General features: G+C 66.4%; 23 protein-coding genes. 7 read left to right on the top strand and 16 right to left on the bottom strand.

What is annotated here, in order from left to right; translation table 11 throughout:
* Positions 1–57 precede the first annotated feature (57 nt).
* Complete coding sequence (locus G6N42_RS07920; protein WP_163737149.1) at positions 58–609, top strand: TetR/AcrR family transcriptional regulator; 552 nt, start codon at positions 58–60, stop codon at positions 607–609.
* Here the strand turns inward: G6N42_RS07920 and G6N42_RS07915 are convergent.
* From G6N42_RS07915 to G6N42_RS07885, 7 genes are all read right to left on the bottom strand, one after another.
* A complete protein-coding gene (locus tag G6N42_RS07915; RefSeq protein WP_163728222.1) occupies positions 606–2,894 on the bottom strand; it encodes a molybdopterin-dependent oxidoreductase in 2,289 nt (762 codons plus the stop codon). The two genes, G6N42_RS07920 and G6N42_RS07915, sit on opposite strands and share 4 nt — an antisense overlap.
* Entirely contained in the window at positions 2,887–3,480 is a 594-nt protein-coding gene (locus tag G6N42_RS07910) for a TetR/AcrR family transcriptional regulator (RefSeq protein WP_163728220.1), read from the bottom strand. Before G6N42_RS07910 ends, G6N42_RS07915 begins: the two co-directional genes overlap by 8 nt.
* Before the next feature lie 79 nt (positions 3,481–3,559).
* On the bottom strand, positions 3,560–4,009 hold the full coding sequence (locus G6N42_RS07905; RefSeq protein WP_232076105.1) for a hypothetical protein: 450 nt from the start codon (positions 4,007–4,009) through the stop codon (positions 3,560–3,562).
* Complete coding sequence (locus G6N42_RS07900) at positions 4,006–5,139, bottom strand: nitronate monooxygenase (RefSeq protein ID WP_163728217.1); 1,134 nt, start codon at positions 5,137–5,139, stop codon at positions 4,006–4,008. Before G6N42_RS07900 ends, G6N42_RS07905 begins: the two co-directional genes overlap by 4 nt.
* A gap of 103 nt (positions 5,140–5,242) precedes the next feature.
* Positions 5,243–5,599: a VOC family protein gene (locus tag G6N42_RS07895; protein ID WP_232076104.1), complete on the bottom strand. Its 357-nt coding sequence runs from the start codon at positions 5,597–5,599 to the stop codon at positions 5,243–5,245.
* Between the two features lie 11 nt (positions 5,600–5,610).
* Positions 5,611–6,378, bottom strand: a complete 768-nt coding sequence (locus G6N42_RS07890; RefSeq protein WP_163728214.1) for an HAD family hydrolase — start codon at positions 6,376–6,378, stop codon at positions 5,611–5,613.
* Between the two features lie 11 nt (positions 6,379–6,389).
* Complete coding sequence (locus tag G6N42_RS07885) at positions 6,390–7,466, bottom strand: NAD(P)H-dependent amine dehydrogenase family protein (protein WP_163728212.1); 1,077 nt, start codon at positions 7,464–7,466, stop codon at positions 6,390–6,392.
* 78 nt (positions 7,467–7,544) lie between these two features.
* Between G6N42_RS07885 and G6N42_RS07880 the strand changes: the two genes are divergently transcribed.
* The gene (locus tag G6N42_RS07880; RefSeq protein ID WP_163728209.1) at positions 7,545–8,294 is read left to right on the top strand and encodes a glucose 1-dehydrogenase; all 750 of its coding nucleotides are present in this window, start codon (positions 7,545–7,547) and stop codon (positions 8,292–8,294) included.
* A gap of 39 nt (positions 8,295–8,333) precedes the next feature.
* Entirely contained in the window at positions 8,334–9,677 is a 1,344-nt protein-coding gene (locus G6N42_RS07875; protein ID WP_163728206.1) for a pyridoxal phosphate-dependent decarboxylase family protein, read from the top strand.
* Positions 9,678–9,680: 3 nt separating this feature from the next.
* On the opposite strand, the gene G6N42_RS07870 is transcribed toward G6N42_RS07875, so the two are convergent.
* On the bottom strand, positions 9,681–10,067 hold the full coding sequence (locus G6N42_RS07870; protein ID WP_163728202.1) for a PaaI family thioesterase: 387 nt from the start codon (positions 10,065–10,067) through the stop codon (positions 9,681–9,683).
* A 58-nt stretch (positions 10,068–10,125) separates the two neighbouring features.
* Here G6N42_RS07870 and G6N42_RS07865 point away from each other — a divergent pair, with 58 nt between their 5' ends.
* Both G6N42_RS07865 and G6N42_RS07860 read left to right on the top strand, forming a co-directional pair.
* On the top strand, positions 10,126–11,385 hold the full coding sequence (locus G6N42_RS07865) for a competence/damage-inducible protein A (protein WP_491051112.1): 1,260 nt from the start codon (positions 10,126–10,128) through the stop codon (positions 11,383–11,385).
* Between the two features lie 50 nt (positions 11,386–11,435).
* Complete coding sequence (locus G6N42_RS07860) at positions 11,436–11,660, top strand: hypothetical protein (RefSeq protein WP_163728195.1); 225 nt, start codon at positions 11,436–11,438, stop codon at positions 11,658–11,660.
* A gap of 24 nt (positions 11,661–11,684) precedes the next feature.
* On the opposite strand, the gene G6N42_RS07855 is transcribed toward G6N42_RS07860, so the two are convergent.
* The 4 genes from G6N42_RS07855 to G6N42_RS07840 all read right to left on the bottom strand — a co-directional run bounded on the left by G6N42_RS07855 (position 11,685) and on the right by G6N42_RS07840 (position 14,231).
* Positions 11,685–12,599: an alpha/beta fold hydrolase gene (locus G6N42_RS07855; protein WP_163728192.1), complete on the bottom strand. Its 915-nt coding sequence runs from the start codon at positions 12,597–12,599 to the stop codon at positions 11,685–11,687.
* Between the two features lie 37 nt (positions 12,600–12,636).
* Positions 12,637–13,485 (bottom strand): hypothetical protein, encoded by an 849-nt coding sequence (locus tag G6N42_RS07850; RefSeq protein WP_163728190.1) that lies wholly within the window; start codon positions 13,483–13,485, stop codon positions 12,637–12,639.
* A gap of 62 nt (positions 13,486–13,547) precedes the next feature.
* Positions 13,548–13,799, bottom strand: coding sequence for a hypothetical protein (locus tag G6N42_RS07845; RefSeq protein ID WP_174262032.1), 252 nt, complete (start codon positions 13,797–13,799; stop codon positions 13,548–13,550).
* A 66-nt stretch (positions 13,800–13,865) separates the two neighbouring features.
* Positions 13,866–14,231, bottom strand: coding sequence for a hypothetical protein (locus G6N42_RS07840; RefSeq protein WP_163728187.1), 366 nt, complete (start codon positions 14,229–14,231; stop codon positions 13,866–13,868).
* Between the two features lie 99 nt (positions 14,232–14,330).
* Here G6N42_RS07840 and G6N42_RS07835 point away from each other — a divergent pair, with 99 nt between their 5' ends.
* Positions 14,331–15,962, top strand: a complete 1,632-nt coding sequence (locus G6N42_RS07835) for a long-chain fatty acid--CoA ligase (RefSeq protein WP_163728184.1) — start codon at positions 14,331–14,333, stop codon at positions 15,960–15,962.
* A gap of 1 nt (position 15,963) precedes the next feature.
* On the opposite strand, the gene G6N42_RS07830 is transcribed toward G6N42_RS07835, so the two are convergent.
* Entirely contained in the window at positions 15,964–16,824 is an 861-nt protein-coding gene (locus G6N42_RS07830; protein ID WP_163728181.1) for an oxygenase MpaB family protein, read from the bottom strand.
* A gap of 97 nt (positions 16,825–16,921) precedes the next feature.
* Between G6N42_RS07830 and G6N42_RS07825 the strand changes: the two genes are divergently transcribed.
* The gene (locus G6N42_RS07825) at positions 16,922–17,431 is read left to right on the top strand and encodes a hypothetical protein (protein WP_163728179.1); all 510 of its coding nucleotides are present in this window, start codon (positions 16,922–16,924) and stop codon (positions 17,429–17,431) included.
* A 39-nt stretch (positions 17,432–17,470) separates the two neighbouring features.
* Here G6N42_RS07825 and yaaA read toward each other — a convergent pair whose 3' ends face one another.
* From yaaA to G6N42_RS07810, 3 genes are all read right to left on the bottom strand, one after another.
* Positions 17,471–18,217 (bottom strand): peroxide stress protein YaaA, encoded by a 747-nt coding sequence (gene yaaA / locus G6N42_RS07820; protein WP_163728175.1) that lies wholly within the window; start codon positions 18,215–18,217, stop codon positions 17,471–17,473.
* Positions 18,218–18,244: 27 nt separating this feature from the next.
* Entirely contained in the window at positions 18,245–18,874 is a 630-nt protein-coding gene (locus G6N42_RS07815; RefSeq protein ID WP_163728170.1) for an NlpC/P60 family protein, read from the bottom strand.
* Between the two features lie 293 nt (positions 18,875–19,167).
* The gene (locus G6N42_RS07810) at positions 19,168–20,301 is read right to left on the bottom strand and encodes an alkaline phosphatase family protein (RefSeq protein WP_163728167.1); all 1,134 of its coding nucleotides are present in this window, start codon (positions 20,299–20,301) and stop codon (positions 19,168–19,170) included.
* Positions 20,302–20,345: the final 44 nt, after the last annotated feature.

Genomic DNA, 20,345 nt, shown 5'->3' with positions numbered 1-20,345 from the left:
GTACTGTATGCTTGGTTGACCGCGGTGGTCAAGCCCCGTCGACTCAGCTGGAGGATCATGGTCGCCCAGACCCGCACGCCCCGTGGCACGTGGGTCGACGCCGGACTGGAAGCGCTCGCGGCGGGCGGACCGGATGCGGTGCGGGTAGACCTTCTCGCGAAATCGCTGCAAGTCACCCGTGGCGGCTTCTACCACCACTTCGACAGCAGGGGAGCCTTTCTCGAGGCGCTGCTGGAAGAGTGGGAGCACCGCAGCACCGACGAGGTTCTCGACCGGGTGGAGGCCGAAGGTGGAGATGCGCGGGACAAGGTGCGCAGGGCGGGCATGCTCACCTTCTCCAAGAAGCTGCTGCCGATTGACCTCGCGGTGCGCGACTGGGCGCGCCGCGACAAGTCGGTCGCCAAACGTCTGCGGCGCGTCGACAACCGGCGAATGGAGTACCTGCGCGCGCTGATCGGCACCTTCAGCGACGATGCCGACGATGTCGAGGCGCGCGCCATGCTCGCCTTCTCCCTGGCGATCGCCAACCACTTCATCGCAGCCGACCACGGGACAAGCAGTCGGCGCCACGTTCTTGAACGAGCTACGGAGCGTCTGCTGTCGGACTAGGCCGTGCTCACCGCTTCGATCCTCGTGGGTACCGCTTCAATACGAGCGGGGACATGCTTGTGCCAGGGCGTGCCGGCGTATGCATCACGCCAGTCAGACGACGTCAATGCATTCGGCGCCACACCAGGAACGTGTTCCCTACCCTCCCCGTCCACGAAGTCGAGTCCGAACCCGTTGGGCAGTGACGCGTGGCCCGGCAGCATCGCCTCGCTGATCTCGATGCTCGCTTCCGCGCTGCCAGCCGCGGTGGTGATGCGGGCCCGCGCACCCTGGACCAGGCCGAGTGCCTCGGCGTCCTCGAGGCTGACCCTCAGCGCGCCGTCGGCATCGCGTTTGCGCCAGGTCGGGTCGCGGAAAATGTCGTTCGCCGTGTAGGCGCGACGTTCGCCAGCGGAGAGCACGATGGGGAAGTCGGGTGTCGTGAAGTGCGGTTGCGCGTCGGCCAGACCGCGAATCTCGTCGAGCATCTCGGGCATCCCCAGTGCGATCTTCTTGTCGGCGTGCGTGATCAACGCGAAGTCGTCGTCGTACTCGTGCACCGTGAACGTGACGCCGGAGCGGTTCGACAAGATCGCGTCGAACAGCGCGTTGCCGTCGGCGTGCCCGGCCCGTTGCACCGCTTCGGGATACGTCATGGCCGCCTTCTGGGCCAGCCCCCACAGCGCGGCGGCTCCCGAAAGCCCCTCGGGAAGAGTCGGTCCCAGCGTTTCGTACAGCACGTAGGGGAGTACCTTGCCGAGCATCGGACTGGCGCCGACAGCCTGCAGGAAGGCAACGGTGAATGCTTCGCGACCTTCGGCTGCGGCGCGCCGCAGCGGTTCGAGCTCCTCGTCGTCGACCACGCCGAGCGCCCGCACCAGACGGGCCCAGATCTCCGGCTCGGGGAGGGTTCCCTCGAGCGGCTCCATCAGCCGGTGCCGCAAATGGAAGGTGTTGTGCGGAAATTCGAGGTTGAAGAAGGTCGACTCGGCCTTCTCGTATTGCGATGCCGCCGGCAGCACGTAGTGGGCCAGGCGCGCGGTTTCCGTCATCGCGACGTCGATCACCACCATCAGTTCCAGCGCACTGAACGCCTCGCGGCACGCGTTGGAATCCGCGAGCGAGTGGGCGGGATTGCTGCTCTCGACGATCATGGCTCGGAACCGGTCCGGGTGATCGCCCAGCATCTCTTGGGGTACGACATTGCTGGGGATCAGTCCGCCGACGACGGGGGCGCCGGTGACCGGTGTGCGGCCGACGTCGCGAGTGTGACGGAATAGCGGGCCGAAAGACGAATGTAGATGCTGGGCACCGCGTTTCGCGAAATTTCCGGTCAGGATCCAGAGCAGCTTGTTGAGATAGGAGCACAGTGTGCTGTTGGGGGCCTGTTGGATGCCGAGGTCCTCGAAGACGGACACGCTCGTCGCGGCGCCGATCCGTCGCGCCGCCGCGCGAATCGATTCCTCGTCGACGCCGCACCGTAGCGCATAGTCGGCGACGTCGACAGTGCGCAGGATCTCCAGCACGGGGTCGACACCGTTGACATGCTCGGCGAGAAACTCCTTGTCGCACAGGTCTTCCTGCACGACCACAGCGACCAGGGCCGCCAACGCCCACGCGTCGGTGCCTGGTCGCACGCGCAGGTGGATGTCGGCCATCTTCGCGGTGTCGGTGATCACCGGGTCGATGACGATCATGGCGCGCTCGAGGTCTTTGGCGATGTCGTTGAGCACCGTTCTGGCCCGCGGGAAACTCTGCGACATCCACGGGTTCTTGCCGATGAACACCGATACTTCGGCGTGCTCGAACTCGCCTCGCGTGTGGCCGCCGTAGAGGTGGGCGTCCACCCACGCTTCGCCTGTCTTCTCCTGGGCGAGCGCATTGGAACGGTAGTGCGAGCCGAGCACCTTGAGGAATGCGCCGCTGTACGCGCCGCCGAGATGGTTACCCTGCCCGCCGCCGCCGTAGTAGAAGATCTTGTCGCCGCCGTAGGTGTCGGCGATGCGTTTGAAGCCCGCTGCGATCTCGGTGACCGCTGTGTCCCAGTCGATCTCCTCGTAGCTACCGTCGGGACGTCGGCGCATGGGGGAGGTCAGTCGGCTGCGATTGTTCTGGTAGTGGTCCAGCCGTAGCGCCTTGTTGCAGGTGTATCCCTGCGAGGCCGGATGTTCTTTGTCGCCGCGGATCTTCGCCAGCTTGCGGCCGTCGAGTTGGACGACGATCCCGCAATTGCATTCGCAGAGGATGCATGCGGTCGGGTGCCAATCTTCTGGGGCCGCTACGGCGGCGACGTCCTGGTCAGTCATCTCCGGATTTCCTTTCCGAGGTCTCGGCCAGTACGAGGGCGCGTAGCTGGCCATGAACGAGGTCGAGAGCCGCGACATCCCGAGATGCGCGCGCGACGACGATCGCGCCTTCCACGGATATGGTTGTCAGCATGGCGAGTTCGGCGGCGCGCTTCTTGGGGACGCCGTCCGATATCAGGCGGGTGGTGATGAGGTCCGTCCATCGACTGAAGGCCGCGGCCGCGCGTTCGATCACCGCGGTGGCGGCGTCGGGCTTCGCGGGGTCACCCGCCTCCACGCTCACCGCGACGACCGGGCACCCCGCGCGAAAGTCGCTTTTCAGCAACTGCTTTCGATAGTCGGCGAACAGCCTGTCGAGTGCGTCGACGCCGGATTCGGCTTTGGCGATCTTCGCCGCGATGTACTCGCCCGCGTAGTCGATCGCTTCGCACAACAGCTGAGTGCGGCCGCCGGGAAAGTAGTGGTAGGCCGATCCGCGCGGGGCTCCGCTGTGCTCCAGCACGTCGGCGATGGCGGTCGCGTGGGCACCGCGCTCGCGGATCAGGAGAGCGGCCGATATGACCATCCGCTCGCGAGGACTGACCATGCGCGTGGACCTCCGTCCGGCGGGCTATGTATGACACCTTACATAATTCCCGGGCCAGAACAAGGCCGAGATGCCGGGGTCAGCCGGCGAGCGTCAGCCAGACTGCAAGAAAGCCCGACAGGCAGGCCAGGCACACCAGGTGGTCAACACACACCGCTCGCGCCAACCGCGACTGTTCGGCGGGATCATCGGTGTGCGCCCCGAGGCGAACGGCGCTGCGAACCGTGCGCGCCATCGCCAAGGCAATCGGGAAGCCGGCCAGCACGACACTTGTCACGATCAGCCACCAAGGGTCATCGCCGGTGAGGAACCGAACGGCGAGCGCGCCCAGCAGGATCGCCATCACCACTGCGATCAGATGACTCATCGGCCGCGATGTCGTCGTGGCCCGGCGGTAATACCCGCAGATCGACGCGAGCACCGGCTCCGGTAGGACGTCAGCGTCGCGGTGTCGAAGGACCTGGCTGTCGAACATCAGGTCCATCCACAGCACGGCGATCAGAAAGCCGGCGCACGCGGCGGCGATCAAACAGACGCAGCCTCATTGAGCTCGTTGAGCGTGGCGGTCGCCTCGAGGTACTCCTGCACCCACCGCTCGATCACGGCCGCGGACTTCTCCACCTTGGTGAACTGGCCGACGACCTGGCCGATCGGATTGAACGCGACGTCGACACTCTCGTTGGGGTACTTGTGCGTGGCTGCGACCGCCATCCCGGAAACCATGTACTGCAACGGCATTCCGAGCGGCTTCGGGTTGTCCGGGTTCTCCCACGCCTCGGTCCAGTCGTTGCGCAGCATCCGCGCGGGCTTACCGGTGAAGGACCGGCTGCGCACGGTGTCGCGGCTCTCGGCCTTGACGTACGCGGCATGTTGCACCGGGGTGTGCTCGGACTCCTCGACCACCACCCACTGCGAACCGGTCCACGCGCCCTGCGCGCCGAGCGCCAGCGCCGCGGCGATCTGTTGACCGCTGCCGATGCCACCCGCTGCGAGCACGGGAACGGGTGCGACCTCCTTGACGACCTGCGGCCACAGCACGATCGAGCCAATCTCACCGCAGTGTCCGCCCGCTTCGCCGCCCTGAGCGATGATGATGTCGACACCGGCATCGGCATGCTTGCGCGCCTGCGACGGCGAGCCGCACAGCGCGGCGACCTTACGTCCCTCGTCGTGGATGTGCTTGATCATGTCGGCGGGCGGGGTGCCGAGCGCGTTGGCGATCAGGGTGCACTTCGGGTGCTGCAGCGCGACCTCGACCTGCGGGGTGGCGGTGGCCTCGGTCCAGCCGAGCAGCTGCAGTGCGTCGTCGTCACTGTGCTCGACGGGAACGCCGTGATCGGACAGCACCTTCTTCGCGAAGTCGATGTGCTCCTGCGGCACCAGGTCGCTGAGCGTCTTCTTGAGCACCTCGGGGTCGAGGTCAGTCGAGTCCATGCCCTCGTACTTGTTGGGGATGACGATGTCGACGCCGTAGGGGTGGTCGCCGATGTTCTCGTCGATCCACTTCAGCTCGATCTCGAGCTGCTCAGGGGAGAAGCCGACCGCGCCGAGCACACCGAATCCGCCGGCCTTGCTGACGGCTACCACCACGTCCCGGCAATGGGTGAAGGCGAAAATCGGATACTCGATGTTGAGTTCGTCGCAGATGGGGGTGCGCATGACTGCTCCTCGATGGGCCCGGATCAAGAATTGGAACGTGTTCTAGTTTAGTACGCCGTCGGGCGGTTGTGACCAGTCGGGGGGTATTGCCGGCCGATGAGGCCTATTCGCCGGTCAGGTCCTCGACGAAGGAGACCTCGTTGCCGTCCGGATCGGCGACGTCGACGACCTTGACCAGATCGGCGATCACCACGAGCTCACCGGTCGCAATGCCCTCGGCCTCCAGTGCCGAGATCTGCGCCCCTAGGTCGTCGACCCCGAGACGCACCGCAGTCTTGCCCGCGCGGTCGTGATCCTCGACGACTTGAAGCCACGCGGTTGCGGCGATCTGCCACTCGCCGACGCCTTCGATCGGTTCCAGGTCGGGTTCGCGGCCGATGACACGGATGTACCAGGCGCGGGCGGCGGCGTAGTCCCTGGTCGCGATGACCGCGGCGATGTCATTGAATTTGTCCGGCACGGCTGCTCCTGTCAGTCGTAGCCGACGAGCCTGCGCAGCGACGGGCGCCGTCGCCCGCCGGTGCCGACGACGCGAAGGACCGGCCAGTCGTGTTCGGCGGCCAGCGTGGCGAGTTTCGGGCGCGGGTTCACCGGCCGGGGGTTGCCGACCATCGCCATCAACGCCGCGTCCTCGTCGCCGTCGGCGTAGAAGTAACTGCGTTGCAGGTCAACCTGATTGACGTCGCAGAAGCCCACTGCCGCGCTGGCCTTGTTCCGCCCCCACACGACGGGTCGCTCGATTTGACCGGTCAAGCGGCCGTCACCGTCGAGCGCGAAGTGGTTGCACAGCACGTGGTCGATCTCGAGGTAGCGGGCGACCGGGTTGGCATGGATGGTCACGGCCGAGGTGGTGAGCACCACGGTGTGACCGCGTTCCTGATGCGCCGCGACGATCTCGCGCATGACCGGAAAGACTCGGGTGGCGAGACTGTCGACGAAGATCCGCTCGCAGACGTCATCGAGGTCGGCCAGCCTCTCGCCGCGGAGATAGCCCGCCGCCCTGGTCAGCAGGTGTTCGAACCGCATCCGGCGAAGCCGGTAACGCATCGCCGCTTCGAAGACCCCGAGGATCTCGCCGATGCCGGCCTGCCGTCGTTTGAAGCGGTCACTGGCGTGCGCCGCTGCGGTGAACCCGTCAACCAGGGTGCCGTCGAGATCGAAAAAGGCACCGACGTGCGACCCCGGTTCACTTGCGGCGATCTCGGCAGTGGGGTCCTCGGCCACGGGCTGCGCGGTCATCGCGCCCCAGCCTACGTCGCTGCGACGACACCCTTCCCGGTCACGAGCGGCATATCCAACGTGGTGCGGATGCCCGCGGGCGCGGCGACGACGTCGGGGATCGCGTTCACGATGCGGCCCGCAGCGGCCAGGATCGCCGCGTACGGGGCGCCGCCGTTGCGGCTCATCGGCACGATGTCGCAGAAGTACGACGGCTCGCCGGTGATCTCGACTCGATACGAGCCACCTGGATGCGCGGGCTGGGCCCAGTCCGGACGCAGATCGGGGTCCAGGCGCGTCACATGCTCGACGACGATCACCGGCTTGCCGCCGACCATGCCCTCGATCAGGAAGCGGACCGCCGCGACGGTGCCTTTCTTGATCGTGCCGACCGCGACGTGCAGGTCCTCGGGAGCCGGCTCCTGTTCGACGGAATCGCGGATCTCGTCGACCTCGATGCCGAGGCCCGCGGCGAGCTGACGGATGGCGGTGCCCCACGCGATGGACAGCACGCCGGGCTGATACAGGATCGGCAGATCGCCGATCGCGTTCCCGAAGCCCATCACGTCGAACATCACCGTCTCGCCGTCGTAGGTGGCGTAGTCGGCGATCTCCATCGTGCGGATCTGTTCGATGCTCTGACACGTGCCGGCCAACGCGAAAGGCAGCAGGTCGGTGCAGAAGCCCGGATCGACTCCGGTGAAGAAGACGGTCGAATCTCCTTCACGCGCAGCGTCTTCCACTTTCTGGATGGCCTTGTCGGGAAGCAACCCCCACGGGTACTGAAGCGCGCCGACGCTCGATCCGACGACGTTGATGCCCGCGGACAAGAACGTGCGCACATCGGCCAGTGCCTCACGGGGGCGCGTGTCACCCATGGCGGTGTACACGACGCAGTCGGGCTTGGTGGCGATGATGGCCTCGAGGTCGTTGGTCGCGGTGACGCCCGTCGGGACATCCAGCCCGGCGAGTTCGCCGGCGTCCTTGCCCACCTTGGCGTCCGTCGACACCCATACGCCGGTCAGCTCGAAACGCGCGTCGGTGATCAATTGCCTGAGCGCCAGGCTGCCGCAGTTGCCGGTGCCGAGGAGCGCGACGCGAATTGCCATGGCGAGCAGTATGCAAGCTGCCCTCCGAAATTGGAACAGGTTCTAGTTCTCCGAGGTGGTGCGGTACCCTGACGCCCCATGGGACGCGTGGACGGAAAAGTGGCACTGATCAGTGGCGGAGCTCGCGGTATGGGCGCCGCTCACGCCAGGGCGCTTGTCGCCGAGGGCGGCAAAGTGGTCATCGGGGACATCCTCGACGAGGAGGGCAAGGCACTGGCCGATGAACTCGGCGAATCCGCTCGCTATGTCCACCTCGACGTCACCGATGCCGAGCAGTGGGAAGCGGCGGTCAATGTCGCCGTGGAGGCGTTCGGCAAGTTGACCGCGCTGGTCAACAACGCCGCGATCGTCGCGCTGGGCCAGATCGGCAAGTTCGACATGGCCAAATGGCAGCAGGTCATCGACGTCAACCTCACTGGCACCTTCCTGGGCATGCAGGCCGTCGTCGAAGAGATGAAGAAGGCGGGCGAGGGCTCGATCATCAACGTCTCGTCCATCGAGGGTCTGCGCGGCGCGCCGATGGTGCACCCCTACGTCGCATCGAAGTGGGCGGTCCGCGGACTCGCCAAGTCGGCCGCGATCGAACTGGGCCCCAAGAACATCCGGGTCAACTCGATCCATCCGGGCTTCATTCGTACCCCGATGACGAAGCATTTCCCCGACGACATGGTCACCGCGCCATTGCGGCGGCCCGGCCAGTCCGAAGAGGTCGCGCCGTTCGTCGTATTCCTGGTCAGCGACGAGTCGTCGTTCGCGACGGGTGCCGAGTTCATCATGGACGGCGGACTGGTGACCGACGTTCCGCACAAGCCGCTGCCGCTGGGTTAATCCCGCTCGGCCGGGGCGCACCGGTGCCAGACTTCAGCCATGCATGAAGTCGACCAGAACACCGAGAACATGCTGCGCAGCGTGCTGGCCTACGCCGAGAACCGGTTGCGCATGAGCCCGGTCCCGCTCGACAAGGGCACGCTGGCAATCGAGGAGCTGTACGAGCGACTTGACGGAGTGATCCGCGAGACGCCGCGACCACCGGATGAGGTGCTTGGCGTCTACACCTCGGTGATCGCCCCGAGCGTCATCTCCGCGGACAGTCCGCGCTTCCTCGGCTTCATTCCGGCTGCGCCGACGAAAGCGAGTCTGGCGTTCGACATGTTGGTGTCGTGCGCGTCGATTCAAGGCATCTCATGGCTGGAGGCCTCGGGCGCGATCGCGGCCGAGAACTCGGTGCTGCGCGTGATCGCGCACGAAGCCGGGATGCCGACGACATCGGGCGGATGCTTCGTCTCGGGTGGCTCGGCGGGGAACCTGTCGGCGCTCGCGGTCGCGCGCGAGACCACGAAGAAGCGCGGTGCGACCGGCCGGCTGCGGGTGGTGGTCGGATCCGATGCGCACTCGTCGATCGTCAACACCCTGCGGCTGCTCGAGATGGACGCATTGGTGGTCGAGACGCCGGATCACCGGCTCACCGCCGACACTGTCCGTGCGGCGGTGCCCGCCGACGCGCAGAACATTGCCGCTGTGGTGTGCACATCCGGGACGACCAACGCGGGCATCATCGACGACCTTGCCGGCGTCGGAGCGCTTGCACGAGAACGCGGTTGGTGGTTCCACGTCGACGGTGCATACGGCGGTTCCGGCATCTTCGCCCGGTCACTGCGACCGAAGTACATCGGGCTGGAACAGGCCGACTCGTTCATCCTGGATCCTCACAAATGGCTGTTCACGCCGTTCGACTGCTGTGCGCTGTTGTACCGCGATCCCGAGCTGGCAAGGGCGACCCATACTCAGGACGCGTCGTATCTCGACGTCATCCACACCTCGACCGGTGAGTGGAATCCGTCGGACTACGCGTATCACCTCACGCGGCGGGCGCGGGGATTGCCGCTGTGGTTCTCCCTCGCGGTGTATGGCCTGGAGGCCTATCGGCAGGCCATCGAGGTCGCCGCGGCGCTCGCACGTCAGACCGCGGAGCTGATCCATGCCGCACCCCAACTGGAATTGATCCGCGAGCCGGATCTCGGCGTGGTGCTGTTCCGCCGGCTCGGCTGGAATTCCGTCGACTACGACGCGTGGGCCCAGCAACTGCACGAGGACCAGGTGGCGTTCATCCCGCCCACCAAGTGGGAGGGCGAGACCGTCGGACGGTTCGCGTTCCTCCATCCGGCGACGACGCTCGACGTCGTCCGTGAGGTGTTGGCCCGCACCGAATAGCGATCAGTCGACGGCGGCGAAGTTGACCGTCGCCGTGGCTCCGATCTGGTCGTCGTTCGCCCGGTAGATGTCCACCTGCACGACGACGGAACGCTTTCCGGTCCGCAGGATCCGCGCGACCGCGCGGGCCGGTCCGACCTTGATCGGCCGCAGGTACCGAATGAACAAATCCGTAGTGGCGATCGCATGCCCGAACGGTGTGGCCCTGGCGGCGAGTTGCCCGGCCGTCACGTCGGCCATCGTGGCGATCAACCCACCCTGCAGACCGCCCGCGGTGTTGATAGTGCGCTCATCGACGGGCATCTCCATGATCACGCTGTCATCCGTCGACGGGACTTCGGCGAGGCCGAGCTGATCGAAGAGCTCCCGCAGCGACCTCGGCGCAGTCATGCGGAACGACATTACCGCTCTTCGTGTCCCACGTCCGAGATGCGTAATGTCGTACAACGTGAGTGCACGCGCGGGCATCGTGGTGACCGGAACCGAAGTCCTCACCGGAAGGGTGACCGACCGCAACGGGCCGTGGATCGCCGACCGACTCCTGGAGCTCGGTGTCGAACTCGCGCACATCACCATTTGCGGGGACCGGCCGGACGACATCGAGGCGCAGCTGCGGTTCCTCGCCGACGAGGGTGTGGACCTCATCGTCACCAGCGGCGGCCTCGGCCCGACCGCCGACGATATGACGGTGGCGACGGTGGCCCGGTTCTGCGGCCGAGAGTTGGTGCTGGACAACGACCTTGAGGTCAAGATCGCCGACATCGTGCAGCGGCTGATGGCACGCTATCCCAACGTCGACCTGCAGGCGGTGCGCGCGGCGAACCGCAAGCAGGCACTGATCCCGGACGGTGCGCACGTCATCGATCCGGTCGGCACCGCGCCGGGCGTCGTCGTCCCGGGGAAGCCGACGGTCGTCGTCCTGCCCGGGCCGCCGCGCGAGCTGCAGCCGATGTGGCCATTGGCGTTGCAGACGCCCGCGGTGCAGGAAGCGACAGCCGGCCGCACGACGTACCACCAGGAGATGGTGCGGATGTTCGGTCTGCCGGAATCGGGACTCGCCGACACGCTGCGCGAGGCCGAAGCGCACGTCGGCGGGTTCGAACGGCTCGAGATCACCACCTGCCTGAGGCGCGGCGAAATCGAGATGGTGACCCGCTACGAACCGGACGCGGCCCCCGTGTACGCCGACCTGATGGGGCTGCTGCGCGAGCGCCATGGCGGCGAGATCTTCTCCGAGGACGGCGCCACCGTCGACGACCAGGTTGCGGCGCTGCTGGCCGGACGGACGATCGCTACCGCCGAATCCTGCACGGCGGGCCTGGTGGCGGCCCGGCTGACGGATCTGCCCGGGTCGTCGGCGTACGTCGCGGGGGGAGTGGTGTCCTACTCGAACGAGGCCAAGTCCGAACTTCTCGGCGTGGACCCGGCACTCATCGAAGCGCACGGCGCGGTGTCGGAAAACGTCGCCGAGGCGATGGCCGAGGGGGCATTGCGCCGGTTTGCCGCCGACACCGCGATCGCGATCACGGGGATCGCCGGGCCGGGTGGCGGCTCCGAGGACAAGCCGGTGGGCACGGTCTGTTTCTGCGTGAAGCTCGCCGACGGCACCACCGACGTGCGCAGGATGCGGCTACCGGGCAACCGCTCCGATGTCCGTGAGAGGTCGACGACCGTCGCGATGCATCTGTTGCGCCGCGCGCTGGCGTGAGATACCGCGCCGGCACGATGACGTACGCTGCTCGGCAGGAGGACTTACCAATGACTGCAGCTGACCTGCGCAAAGAGATTTCCGAGCGCGCTGTCCAGGCCGGGTGGCATTGCCGCGACGCCGACCGCACCGACTACTACACCCGCAGTCCGGTACGCGTTCACGTGATCTGGCAGGGCAACGACGCGATCAGCGGCGGCGCGCTGTACCACGACGACTTTCTCATGACCTACTCCAGAGACCTCGACACCGTCGCAGGCTGGCTCAAGCGCTGATCGGCTGAACGCGACCCCGACACGCTAGGAGTCGTATTCGTCCCACACCTTGAGCATCGTGTGCAGGATCTCCTCGGCTCGGCCGAGTCCGGCGAGATGGCTTTCGCCAGGCATCGGATAGAGCTCGGCATCGGTCAGCCGCGACACCACGTGTTGCCCGTGCGCGTACGGCACGATGTGGTCGGCGTCGCCGTGCCACCAGCGGACGGGCACCTTGATGTCGTTCAGCCGGAAACCCCAGTCCCTGGCGAAGACGACGACATCGGAGAACGGCGCCGCCATCTGCTTGCGGCTGCCGTTGAGGATGTCATCGAGGAACATCGCTTTGATCTCCGGGCGGGCCAGCAGCCTGCGGTCGGCTTCTGGCGAGACCCGGCCGTACAGGTCGGCGGCGGGGGACGCGACGGGGCGAATCAGCCGGATGATGGCGCTGGCGAGCAGTCCGATAGGGGTGCCGGCCACCTGCAGCAGCGGGGCGACCCGCGTACCGAGATTGCCCATCAGACCCCCGGTGATGGCGTCTGAACCCATGGTCGGGGCGACCCCGCCGATGACGCCGGCGGCGACGATGCGATCGGGCAACGCCGCCGCGCAGCCGAGCGTGTACGGCCCGCCCCCCGACAGCCCGACGACGACGAACTTGTCGATACCGAGCGTGTCGGCGATGGTGCGCAGATCGTCGGCGAAGGCGACGACGGTGTCGTAGCTGTGCTGCGTGGATGAACCGATGCCCGGCCGATCCACTCCGATCAACCGAATGTGCTGCTGTTCGGCGTAGACGCGGGCTTCCATCGGGATCTGGCGCCGGGCGCCGGGCGTTCCGTGCAGCCAGAAAATGGCGCGGCCCTGGGGGTCTCCGAATTCGGCGAATCCGATCTGGCGGTCATCGCCGACAGCGATGTTGCCTTCGAGCTTGGGACGGGCGATTGCGACAACCATGGCCAAAGTGTCGCATGCCGCCTCGGCGCTCTTGGCGCTACACCCTGTGGAACTGGTAGGACGCCGACGTGATCAACCGGTGGCCGTTCCCCTCGTCGCGCATGAGCACGCGCACCGCGATCATGCCGTCGGCACCGTTCATCGGCTCGGTCTCGACACGGAACGGGCCGACCTTGCCGCGCGCGAGGAACATCACATGCGTCGAGACGCCCTGGATGCGGTCGGTCCCCGCAAGGATGGCCGCGGCGTCGGCGGCCGCCGTCTCGAGAATGACGAATTGGGGCCCGATGTGCAGCGCCGCGTCGGGCGACGCGACTTCCGCTGCAAGCTCGGGCAGGCCCCAGTTCCCATCGGGCCGTCGGTAGCCGCCGAACACCTTCCACAGCGGAGGCAGATCGGGGGAGTCCACGACCTCCAGGGGATTGGCCTCCATTCGTTCGAGCCCCTCGGGCGGCGTCCCGATCGTCACGCCCTGACCTTCGATCAGCGCGAGCACACGGTCGGGACGATCCGCGTCGACGATCTTCGCGCGGCTGTACCCCATTTGGCGGCCAACCTTGAGTTCCTCGGAGATGATCTCGATCCGGCGAACGTCGCGGCCGGCGTCGATGATCTGGCATGAGTGGATGACGGGGTTGGGCACCGCCTCGAGGTCCGACATATGACCGCTCTCTGGCGCTGAGATGCCGTACACCGAGAGCAGCACTCCGCCGGCAGGGTTACGCATGTCGTGGCGCAGGGTGACGGTGTTGTCCTCGGTGACGAGATCCATCGACGCGTGACTGCGCCCGATGTAGCGGTAGCTCAACAATCCGCCCCAGCGCCTCCGCAGTTCGGCCGCGTACTCCTCTGGCGATTCGGTCAGTTCGCGGATGTCGCGCAGCATTCGGTGCTCCGTTTCGTCGGGGTTCCCCTGAGTCTCCAACGAAGCGGGCGGCTAGCGCCAGATCACAGAATGGGATGGCGCGGCGTCAGGCTCATCACGTAGTCGGCGGGGAAGGACGCCTCGATCACCCTGAGCTGGTCGTTGGCCTTGGATTCCAGCTCGAGCACGACGCAGCTTTCGCCGAGTTTCTTGGACTCCAGAACTATGTAGTGCTGACCGCCACCGTTGACGTCGGTGATTGGGTCCCCTGAGCGCAGTGCCCCGACCGGTACCAGGCCGGGGGCTTCAGTTTCTGGTGCAGGGTGTATCTCCACCCTTGAAACGGTAGGTGACTCCACCGAGTCAGAGGCGCGATTCGACCAATGGTCGGCCGACTCGAATCATCCGACGGCGAGCACGTAGCCGACGCCTCCGAGAAACACCGTGATCGTGCAGAGCGCCAGCGTCGCAACCGCGAACGGCCAGCTGCGCTTCCGGCGGAACAGTTGCACCACCGTCACGACGAGGCCCACCACGCCGATGACCGCGGCCACACCGAGAGCCAGCATGACCGCGGTGACGGCTCCCTCCACGCTGCAGCTCGCCGGTGGACACGAGTCGATGAACGCGAGCGAAAAGAGTCCGAAAAACGACGCGACCGCGCCCAGTAACACCGTCAGGATGAGCGTGGTGACGGAGACAGCGATATCACCGCCGGATACCGGGGGCTCCGGTGGCCCGACCGGCGGATAACCGTACTGCGCCATGCCGAGTGATGCTAACGGTCCCGTTGTGCGTTTCCTCCCGAACTGCTGCGGTGATCGGCAATCATGGATGCCTGCCCACCGATGCGCCTTGGGGGTGACATGGACAGCACGATGCAGGACTTTCCGCTGACCGTGACCGGGATCCTGCGGCACGGCACTACCTGGTATTCCGGCCGCAAGGTGATTACCAAGACGGCCGACGGCTATCGCGAGATTTGCTTCGGCGAACTCGGCACCCGCGTCGCTCAACTCGCACACGGCCTGCGACAGCTCGGCGTGACGACCGGGCAGCGCGTCGCCACGTTCATGACGAACAACCAGGAGCACCTGGAAGCGTACTTCGCCGTTCCGTGCATGGGTGCGGTACTGCACACATTGAACATCCGGCTTGCTGGTGAACACATCGCCTTCATTGCCAACCAGGCCGAGGATTCCGTTGTGCTGGTTGATGTGTCGCTCGTCGAGGTGCTCGCCGCGGTGCTGCCGAACCTGACGACGGTGCAGACCGTGGTCGTGGTAGGAGACGGTGATCTGGCGCCGCTTACGGCGTCGGGTAAGAACGTCATCTGTTACGACGAACTGCTCGACGGACAGCCGATCGAGTACGACTGGCCTGATCTCGACGAGAAGTCGGCCGCCGCAATGTGTTACACCAGCGGGACAACAGGACACCCCAAAGGCGTTGTGTACAGCCACAGGTCGACGTATCTCCACTCGATGAGCGTCTGCTCAGCCAACGCGATCGGCCTGGTCGACGGTGATCGGGTGTTACCCATCGCGTCGATGTTCCATGCCAATGCGTGGGGGCAGCCCTATGCGGCGGTGATGGCCGGCGCCGATCTTCTGTTGCCCGACAAGTACCTACAGGCCGAACCGCTCGTCGACATGATCGAACTGCAGCGCCCGACCGTCGCAGCGGCAGTCCCCACGATCTGGAACGACGTGCTGCAGTATCTTCATGCCAATCCCGGAAGGGATATCTCATCGCTGCGGATGGTTGCTTGCGGAGGTTCCGCTGTCCCACTGGGAATGATGAAGGAATTCGAGCAGGACTTCGGCGTGCTCATTCGGCAGGCCTGGGGTATGACCGAGACGTCTCCGCTGGCCGCTCTGGCGGCACCGCCGCCCGAAGTCACCGGCGAGGATGCCTGGACGTTGCGGGCAGCGGCAGGCCGAGTAGTGAGCGGAGTGGAGATCAGGATCGTCGACGACGAGGGTGGGGTCCTCCCGAACGACGGTAAAGCGGTGGGGGAGCTAGAGGTTCGCGGGCCCTGGATCACGGGGTCGTATTACCAGAATGCCGATTCGGAGAAGTTTCACGAGGGCTGGCTGCGCACCGGCGATGTGGGCCGTATCGATCCGCAGGGGTTCATCACGCTCACCGACCGTGCCAAGGACGTGATCAAGTCGGGTGGCGAGTGGATCTCGTCAGTGGAACTCGAGCTGTGCATCATGGACCATCCCGCCGTGCTGGAGGCCGCTGTGGTGGCGGTGCCCGACGAGCGTTGGCAGGAGCGACCGCTGGCGGCCGTTGTGATCAAGAAGGATGCGTCATCCAGTGCGCAGGAGCTGCGAGAGCACCTGTGCGACAAGGTGGCCCGCTTCTGGCTGCCCGAGCGGTGGACCTTCATCGACGAGGTGCCGAAGACCAGCGTCGGCAAGTTCGACAAGAAGTACATCCGTTCGCTGTACGCCGACGGCATGTACGACGTCGTCGAGTGCCGGGACTGACTCAACTGGTCGCGGTCAATGCCCACCGGATTCCGCCGACGACGACACGGCCCGACAGCCGGATGAGCGTGGACTCGACCGGCGGAAAGTAGGGCAGCCGCAGCGGCAGCCGTGCCCATGGCGGCAACATCGCCACCGACGTCGCCGCGAGCAGACCGTACGGTGCTCGCGCGACGACGGGCAGCGGGGGAGTCAACAACAAGTAGCGAGCGGCCTCTCGGGCCGACTGTGTGCTCGTCAACTCCGGGCGGAAGGCTTCGATGCGTTCGGCCAGTTCCCGCTCGGTCCGCGGCGGGTCGATGACACCGAGTGCCGTGGCGACGCGTGCGGTGTCGGCCACATATCCGTCACGGCCACTCTGATCGAGCGGGTGTGCCCCGTAAAGCTGGTGCGCGAGCAGGAAGCTGTCGACCTCCGCGATGTGTACCCACTCGAGCAGGTGCGGGTCTCCGGCGGCGTAGGGCCTGCCGTCGGGAGCCACACCGCTCACCCGCCGGTGAATGCCGCGCACCTTGTCCACCGCCCGCTGCGCGTCGGCGGCAGGACCGAAGGTGGTCACGGCCAGAAAGGTGCTGGTGCGCTGAAGCCGTCCCCACGGGTCACCCCGGTAGTCGGAGTGCTCGGCGACGCCTGCCATCGCAAGCGGATGCAGGGACTGCAACAGCAGCGCGCGCAGCCCGCCGACGAACATCGACGCGTCGGCGTGCACACGGCGAATTGGGCGATCCTCGTCGAACCACCGCGGGCCGGGTGTGTCGTGAATGCGGGAGCGGTTGGCCGGACCGTTCGGGCCCGCAACCAAACCGAACAGGCTGCGTCCCAGCTGCTTCCGCACGGCTCCAACGTCCGGCAACACCGTCATGACTCAACCGTACGGGAGGGCGACGGTGCGGCCCTGCCAACCGATCGACCGGCCGGAATTGCCCATTGCGCCGCTGATCGGTGCTTTACTCGGGACTATGCGACACACGACGCGGATTTTGACGCTGACGGCAGCGATGGCTTTGGCGGCACCTCCTGCGGCAGCGTTCGCCGACGGTACCGACGACGCCGGGGTCGCCGCCGGAGCGGGCGGCACCGTGCTGCCGTTCTCGCAGATCCTGCGTCGGTGCGACTTCAGCGAGACCGACTACAACGGGCCGACGGGGATGGGGAGGCCGCTCGGCACGTTGCGATCGGACGGTTCCACGCTGACCGCCGATGTGCAGATCGCGACCGCCGTGCCCAACATGCGTTACGACGTCAGGCTGATTCAAGTGCCCCGGTCCTCTGCGGTGCCGTGTTGGGGTGCGGATCCGGGCGTCGCGCAGACTTCGTTGAATACCGACAGGGGCGGGGCGGGGTCGGTGACTATTCAGGACGGAATCGAGCCGGGAGCGACAGGCGCTTGGGTGTTCATCAGTCGCCCGGACAGGTTCTCGCAGAATCCGGCAGAGTTCTACACGACGGACTTGATCGCTCCGATCTAGAACGCGAAAGCCTTGGAGGCGAAGATCTTTCGCAAGAACTCAAGCCGGCACCACTACCGTCAAGTGATTGCCTTCGCGTTCGATGCGCATGCCGGCGCGCCGCCCGATCGTCGCTACTGCGGCCGCGGTGTCAGGCTCGGATCGGGTGGAGGCCAGCACGCGGGCCAGCCGTCCCTTGTGCGCCTTATTGAAGTGGCTGACCACCGTGCGCTTGCCGTCGGAATTCTCCGAGACGACATCGACCCGCACGGCATCGGGCAACCTGCCGAGCGACGCGTACGAGCCTGACCGCAGGTCGACGACCAGCTCGTGCGCTGCGACCCTGACGAGCGCCGGCTCGAGCAGAGGTCGCCAGCGCGTCGACAGAGCGGGCTGTCCGGGCAGCTTCGATGTCGCGGAGAGCCGGTATGCGGGTATGTGATCGTCGGCGCGCAGTAGCCCGAAAAGTGCCGATCCGACCGCGAGCCTGGCCCGGGCACGGCTCGCCGCGACGCGCGTCAGCGATGCGATGTCGAGCGCGTCGTACAGCACGCCGGTATAGCGGTCGATTGCGGCGAGCGTTGGCGCATCGCATAGTGCGGCATTGCGCTCGATCTCGACGTGTTGAGCAGCCGAGAGCCCGAGTGCGCGACTGCACGCCGACGTGTCGGCGGCGAGCTCGACCAGCTCGTCGACGAGTTCGGCGCGCAGCGGCGTCAGCTCGGGGTATGACAGCGCGTCCAGGCTCAGTGATGGCCCGTCGCCGCCAGGATGCTTGGTCTCCGACGGCGGCAGCAGCACGATCACGCCGCAGACGTTATCGCGCCCTTCGGGTCAGGCCGGTGGCGCCGGGGCACCGGGGGGTGGGGGCAGCGGTGCGCCGGGCGGCGGCGGGGGCAGCGGTGCGCCGGGCGGCGGCGGTGCCATCGGCGGTGCGGGCGGGGGAGGCGGCGCCAACATCGGATCAACCGGGCCGGCCATCGGTGGTGCGGGCGGCGGCGGCGGTGGCGGTGCCATCGGTGGTGCCGGAGGCATCGGCGCCTGCTGGTTCATCAGCACGATCGGGGCGCCGGGGGGCGGTGGCACCTGATCGGGCGGCATCGGCAGGAACATGTGGTTGGTGAACTGCGACTGATAGGCGCCGCCGCCACCGACCTTGACTCCGCCGCCTTCTCCGGACGACACCGGCGTGCCGTCGGGCAGCGTCGCGGCGGTGTGACCGCCGTTCCAGCCCACGTTGAGCGCGCCGGGCTGCGTGCCGTACTGGAAGCCACGCGCAAGCAGTGCCTGCTCGATGTTCCCGGTGTGGAACCGGTCCCCGTAGACGGGGCGTCCGGTCGCCGCGTTGGTGACCCAGGAGACGAGTCCCGAGCAATCGGTACCGGCCGGGGAATCCCCACCGATGACGTAGGGCGTGCCGGACACGGAATTGACTAGCGTCAAAAGCGTTGCAACAGCAAACATGACGCCGGACGTTAACAGAGCAATTTGTAACCCACCAAAATCTGTGACCACGTTCACCGAATATGGTGTGACCGCGACCACAATGCCGAAATTCGGTGGGCCACTTCACTCAACATCCAGCAGAAAACGGCGTATTCACCGATTTGTTTGCTGCTCGTGACCGTCGTGAAAGCGATTTATGTTGGAGAGAGCAACTATTCGCGGCAGTGATGCTGTTCGAACTCGACAGAACTTACGAAAAGCATTGCAAGGCAACCAGTTATATCAGTGAGTCCAACGTTGAGCAGGGTCGCTCACCCGTACGCGAGTAGCAGTGGGACGCTCTGCTCGGCGCTCGTCAGTGAGCCATGGTGGCCGATCAACGAAGACTCCAGGGGCTCGACTGTTCGTCTCAGCAAACCTACAGAACCGCGGGCAGCGGCTACGACATCGCCGATGCGTGTTCGCGTCGTGTCGCTGACGCGCTCGCCGAACCAGCCGGCGGCAATAGCCTCGTCGCGCGAGACCACCCATGCCCGACCTGCGAGCGTGGCCTGCCATGTCGCCAACACGTCGTCGGCCGCGCCGGGAACTACATATATGTGCCGCGCCCGAGCTTCGCCCCCGATATCGGTCACGCCAACAGTGAGCGAGTCGTCGCTGTCGATGTCGACGTCGTCGGTGCCGACGGTGACCATCCCGTGGTCGGCCACGACTGCGAGCAGTCCGCCGGACGGCAGGCCCTCGACGATGGATTCCACCAGCCGGTCAATCTGGCGCAGCTGCATGATCCACGCGGTCGATCCGGGACCGTAGAGGTGGCCCATCATGTCGAGTTCGCTGTGGTAGGCGTAGCAGAACCCGCCGGCGGCAACGGACTCGCGCACCCGCGCGGACAGATCGCCCATCGCGTGCACGCCGATGTACTGGCCGCCGCGCAGCGCTGCGCGCGTCATCCCGGACCCGGTGAATTCGGCTCCGGAGATGACGCTGACCGACGCCCCCGCCGAGACGGCCCGTTCGAACGTCGTCGGCATCGGTTGCACCTCCTCGGGCGGCGCAGCGTCTCGCACGTCGGCGCCCCACGGGTGGATGCGCCAGCGCAAAGAGTTCACAACGCCGACGTCGGGCAGCCGGAAGGAGTATCCGACCATGCCGTGCTCGCCGGAGCGACATCCGGTGCCCAGCGCGGCGAGTCCGGCGACGGTGGTGGCCGGGAAGCCGACCTGCAGCGTTCGGCCGCGTAGACCGGCCATGACGGGCGCGTCGGCGGCGTGTTCGTCGAGTAACTCCGCGCCGAGTCCGTCGACCAATAGCACGCAGGCGCCGGTGATATCAGCGGCTAACGGTATCCGCCTGTCGAATCCTGCGACCCCCATCGCGGAGAGAACGGACGGTATGACGTCGGCGAGGTGTGGCGTGTCCGGACTGGGCTGTGGCAGGTCCACATGCCGAGCCTGCCACACCGCCGGACGGCCTTTACCCATCCTTG

The organism is Mycobacterium gallinarum (genome assembly GCF_010726765.1).
GTDB classification, from domain to species: Bacteria; Actinomycetota; Actinomycetes; order Mycobacteriales; family Mycobacteriaceae; genus Mycobacterium; species Mycobacterium gallinarum.
The sequence above is the reverse complement of the archived record's forward strand: the minus strand, read 5'-3'. Positions and strand labels throughout refer to the sequence as shown.

Excerpts from the sequence above, each read along its gene's own strand:
- G6N42_RS07920 (WP_163737149.1), top strand. The coding sequence starts at position 58 with ATGGTCGCCCAGACCCGCACGCCCCGTGGCACGTGGGTCGACGCCGGA.
- G6N42_RS07915 (WP_163728222.1), bottom strand. The coding sequence starts at position 2,894 with ATGACTGACCAGGACGTCGCCGCCGTAGCGGCCCCAGAAGATTGGCAC.
- G6N42_RS07910 (WP_163728220.1), bottom strand. The coding sequence starts at position 3,480 with ATGGTCAGTCCTCGCGAGCGGATGGTCATATCGGCCGCTCTCCTGATC.
- G6N42_RS07900 (WP_163728217.1), bottom strand. The coding sequence starts at position 5,139 with ATGCGCACCCCCATCTGCGACGAACTCAACATCGAGTATCCGATTTTC.
- G6N42_RS07890 (WP_163728214.1), bottom strand. The coding sequence starts at position 6,378 with ATGACCGCGCAGCCCGTGGCCGAGGACCCCACTGCCGAGATCGCCGCA.
- G6N42_RS07885 (WP_163728212.1), bottom strand. The coding sequence starts at position 7,466 with ATGGCAATTCGCGTCGCGCTCCTCGGCACCGGCAACTGCGGCAGCCTG.
- G6N42_RS07880 (WP_163728209.1), top strand. The coding sequence starts at position 7,545 with ATGGGACGCGTGGACGGAAAAGTGGCACTGATCAGTGGCGGAGCTCGC.
- G6N42_RS07875 (WP_163728206.1), top strand. The coding sequence starts at position 8,334 with ATGCATGAAGTCGACCAGAACACCGAGAACATGCTGCGCAGCGTGCTG.
- G6N42_RS07870 (WP_163728202.1), bottom strand. The coding sequence starts at position 10,067 with ATGACTGCGCCGAGGTCGCTGCGGGAGCTCTTCGATCAGCTCGGCCTC.
- G6N42_RS07860 (WP_163728195.1), top strand. The coding sequence starts at position 11,436 with ATGACTGCAGCTGACCTGCGCAAAGAGATTTCCGAGCGCGCTGTCCAG.
- G6N42_RS07855 (WP_163728192.1), bottom strand. The coding sequence starts at position 12,599 with ATGGTTGTCGCAATCGCCCGTCCCAAGCTCGAAGGCAACATCGCTGTC.
- G6N42_RS07850 (WP_163728190.1), bottom strand. The coding sequence starts at position 13,485 with ATGCTGCGCGACATCCGCGAACTGACCGAATCGCCAGAGGAGTACGCG.
- G6N42_RS07840 (WP_163728187.1), bottom strand. The coding sequence starts at position 14,231 with ATGGCGCAGTACGGTTATCCGCCGGTCGGGCCACCGGAGCCCCCGGTA.
- G6N42_RS07835 (WP_163728184.1), top strand. The coding sequence starts at position 14,331 with ATGGACAGCACGATGCAGGACTTTCCGCTGACCGTGACCGGGATCCTG.
- G6N42_RS07830 (WP_163728181.1), bottom strand. The coding sequence starts at position 16,824 with ATGACGGTGTTGCCGGACGTTGGAGCCGTGCGGAAGCAGCTGGGACGC.
- G6N42_RS07825 (WP_163728179.1), top strand. The coding sequence starts at position 16,922 with ATGCGACACACGACGCGGATTTTGACGCTGACGGCAGCGATGGCTTTG.
- G6N42_RS07815 (WP_163728170.1), bottom strand. The coding sequence starts at position 18,874 with ATGTTTGCTGTTGCAACGCTTTTGACGCTAGTCAATTCCGTGTCCGGC.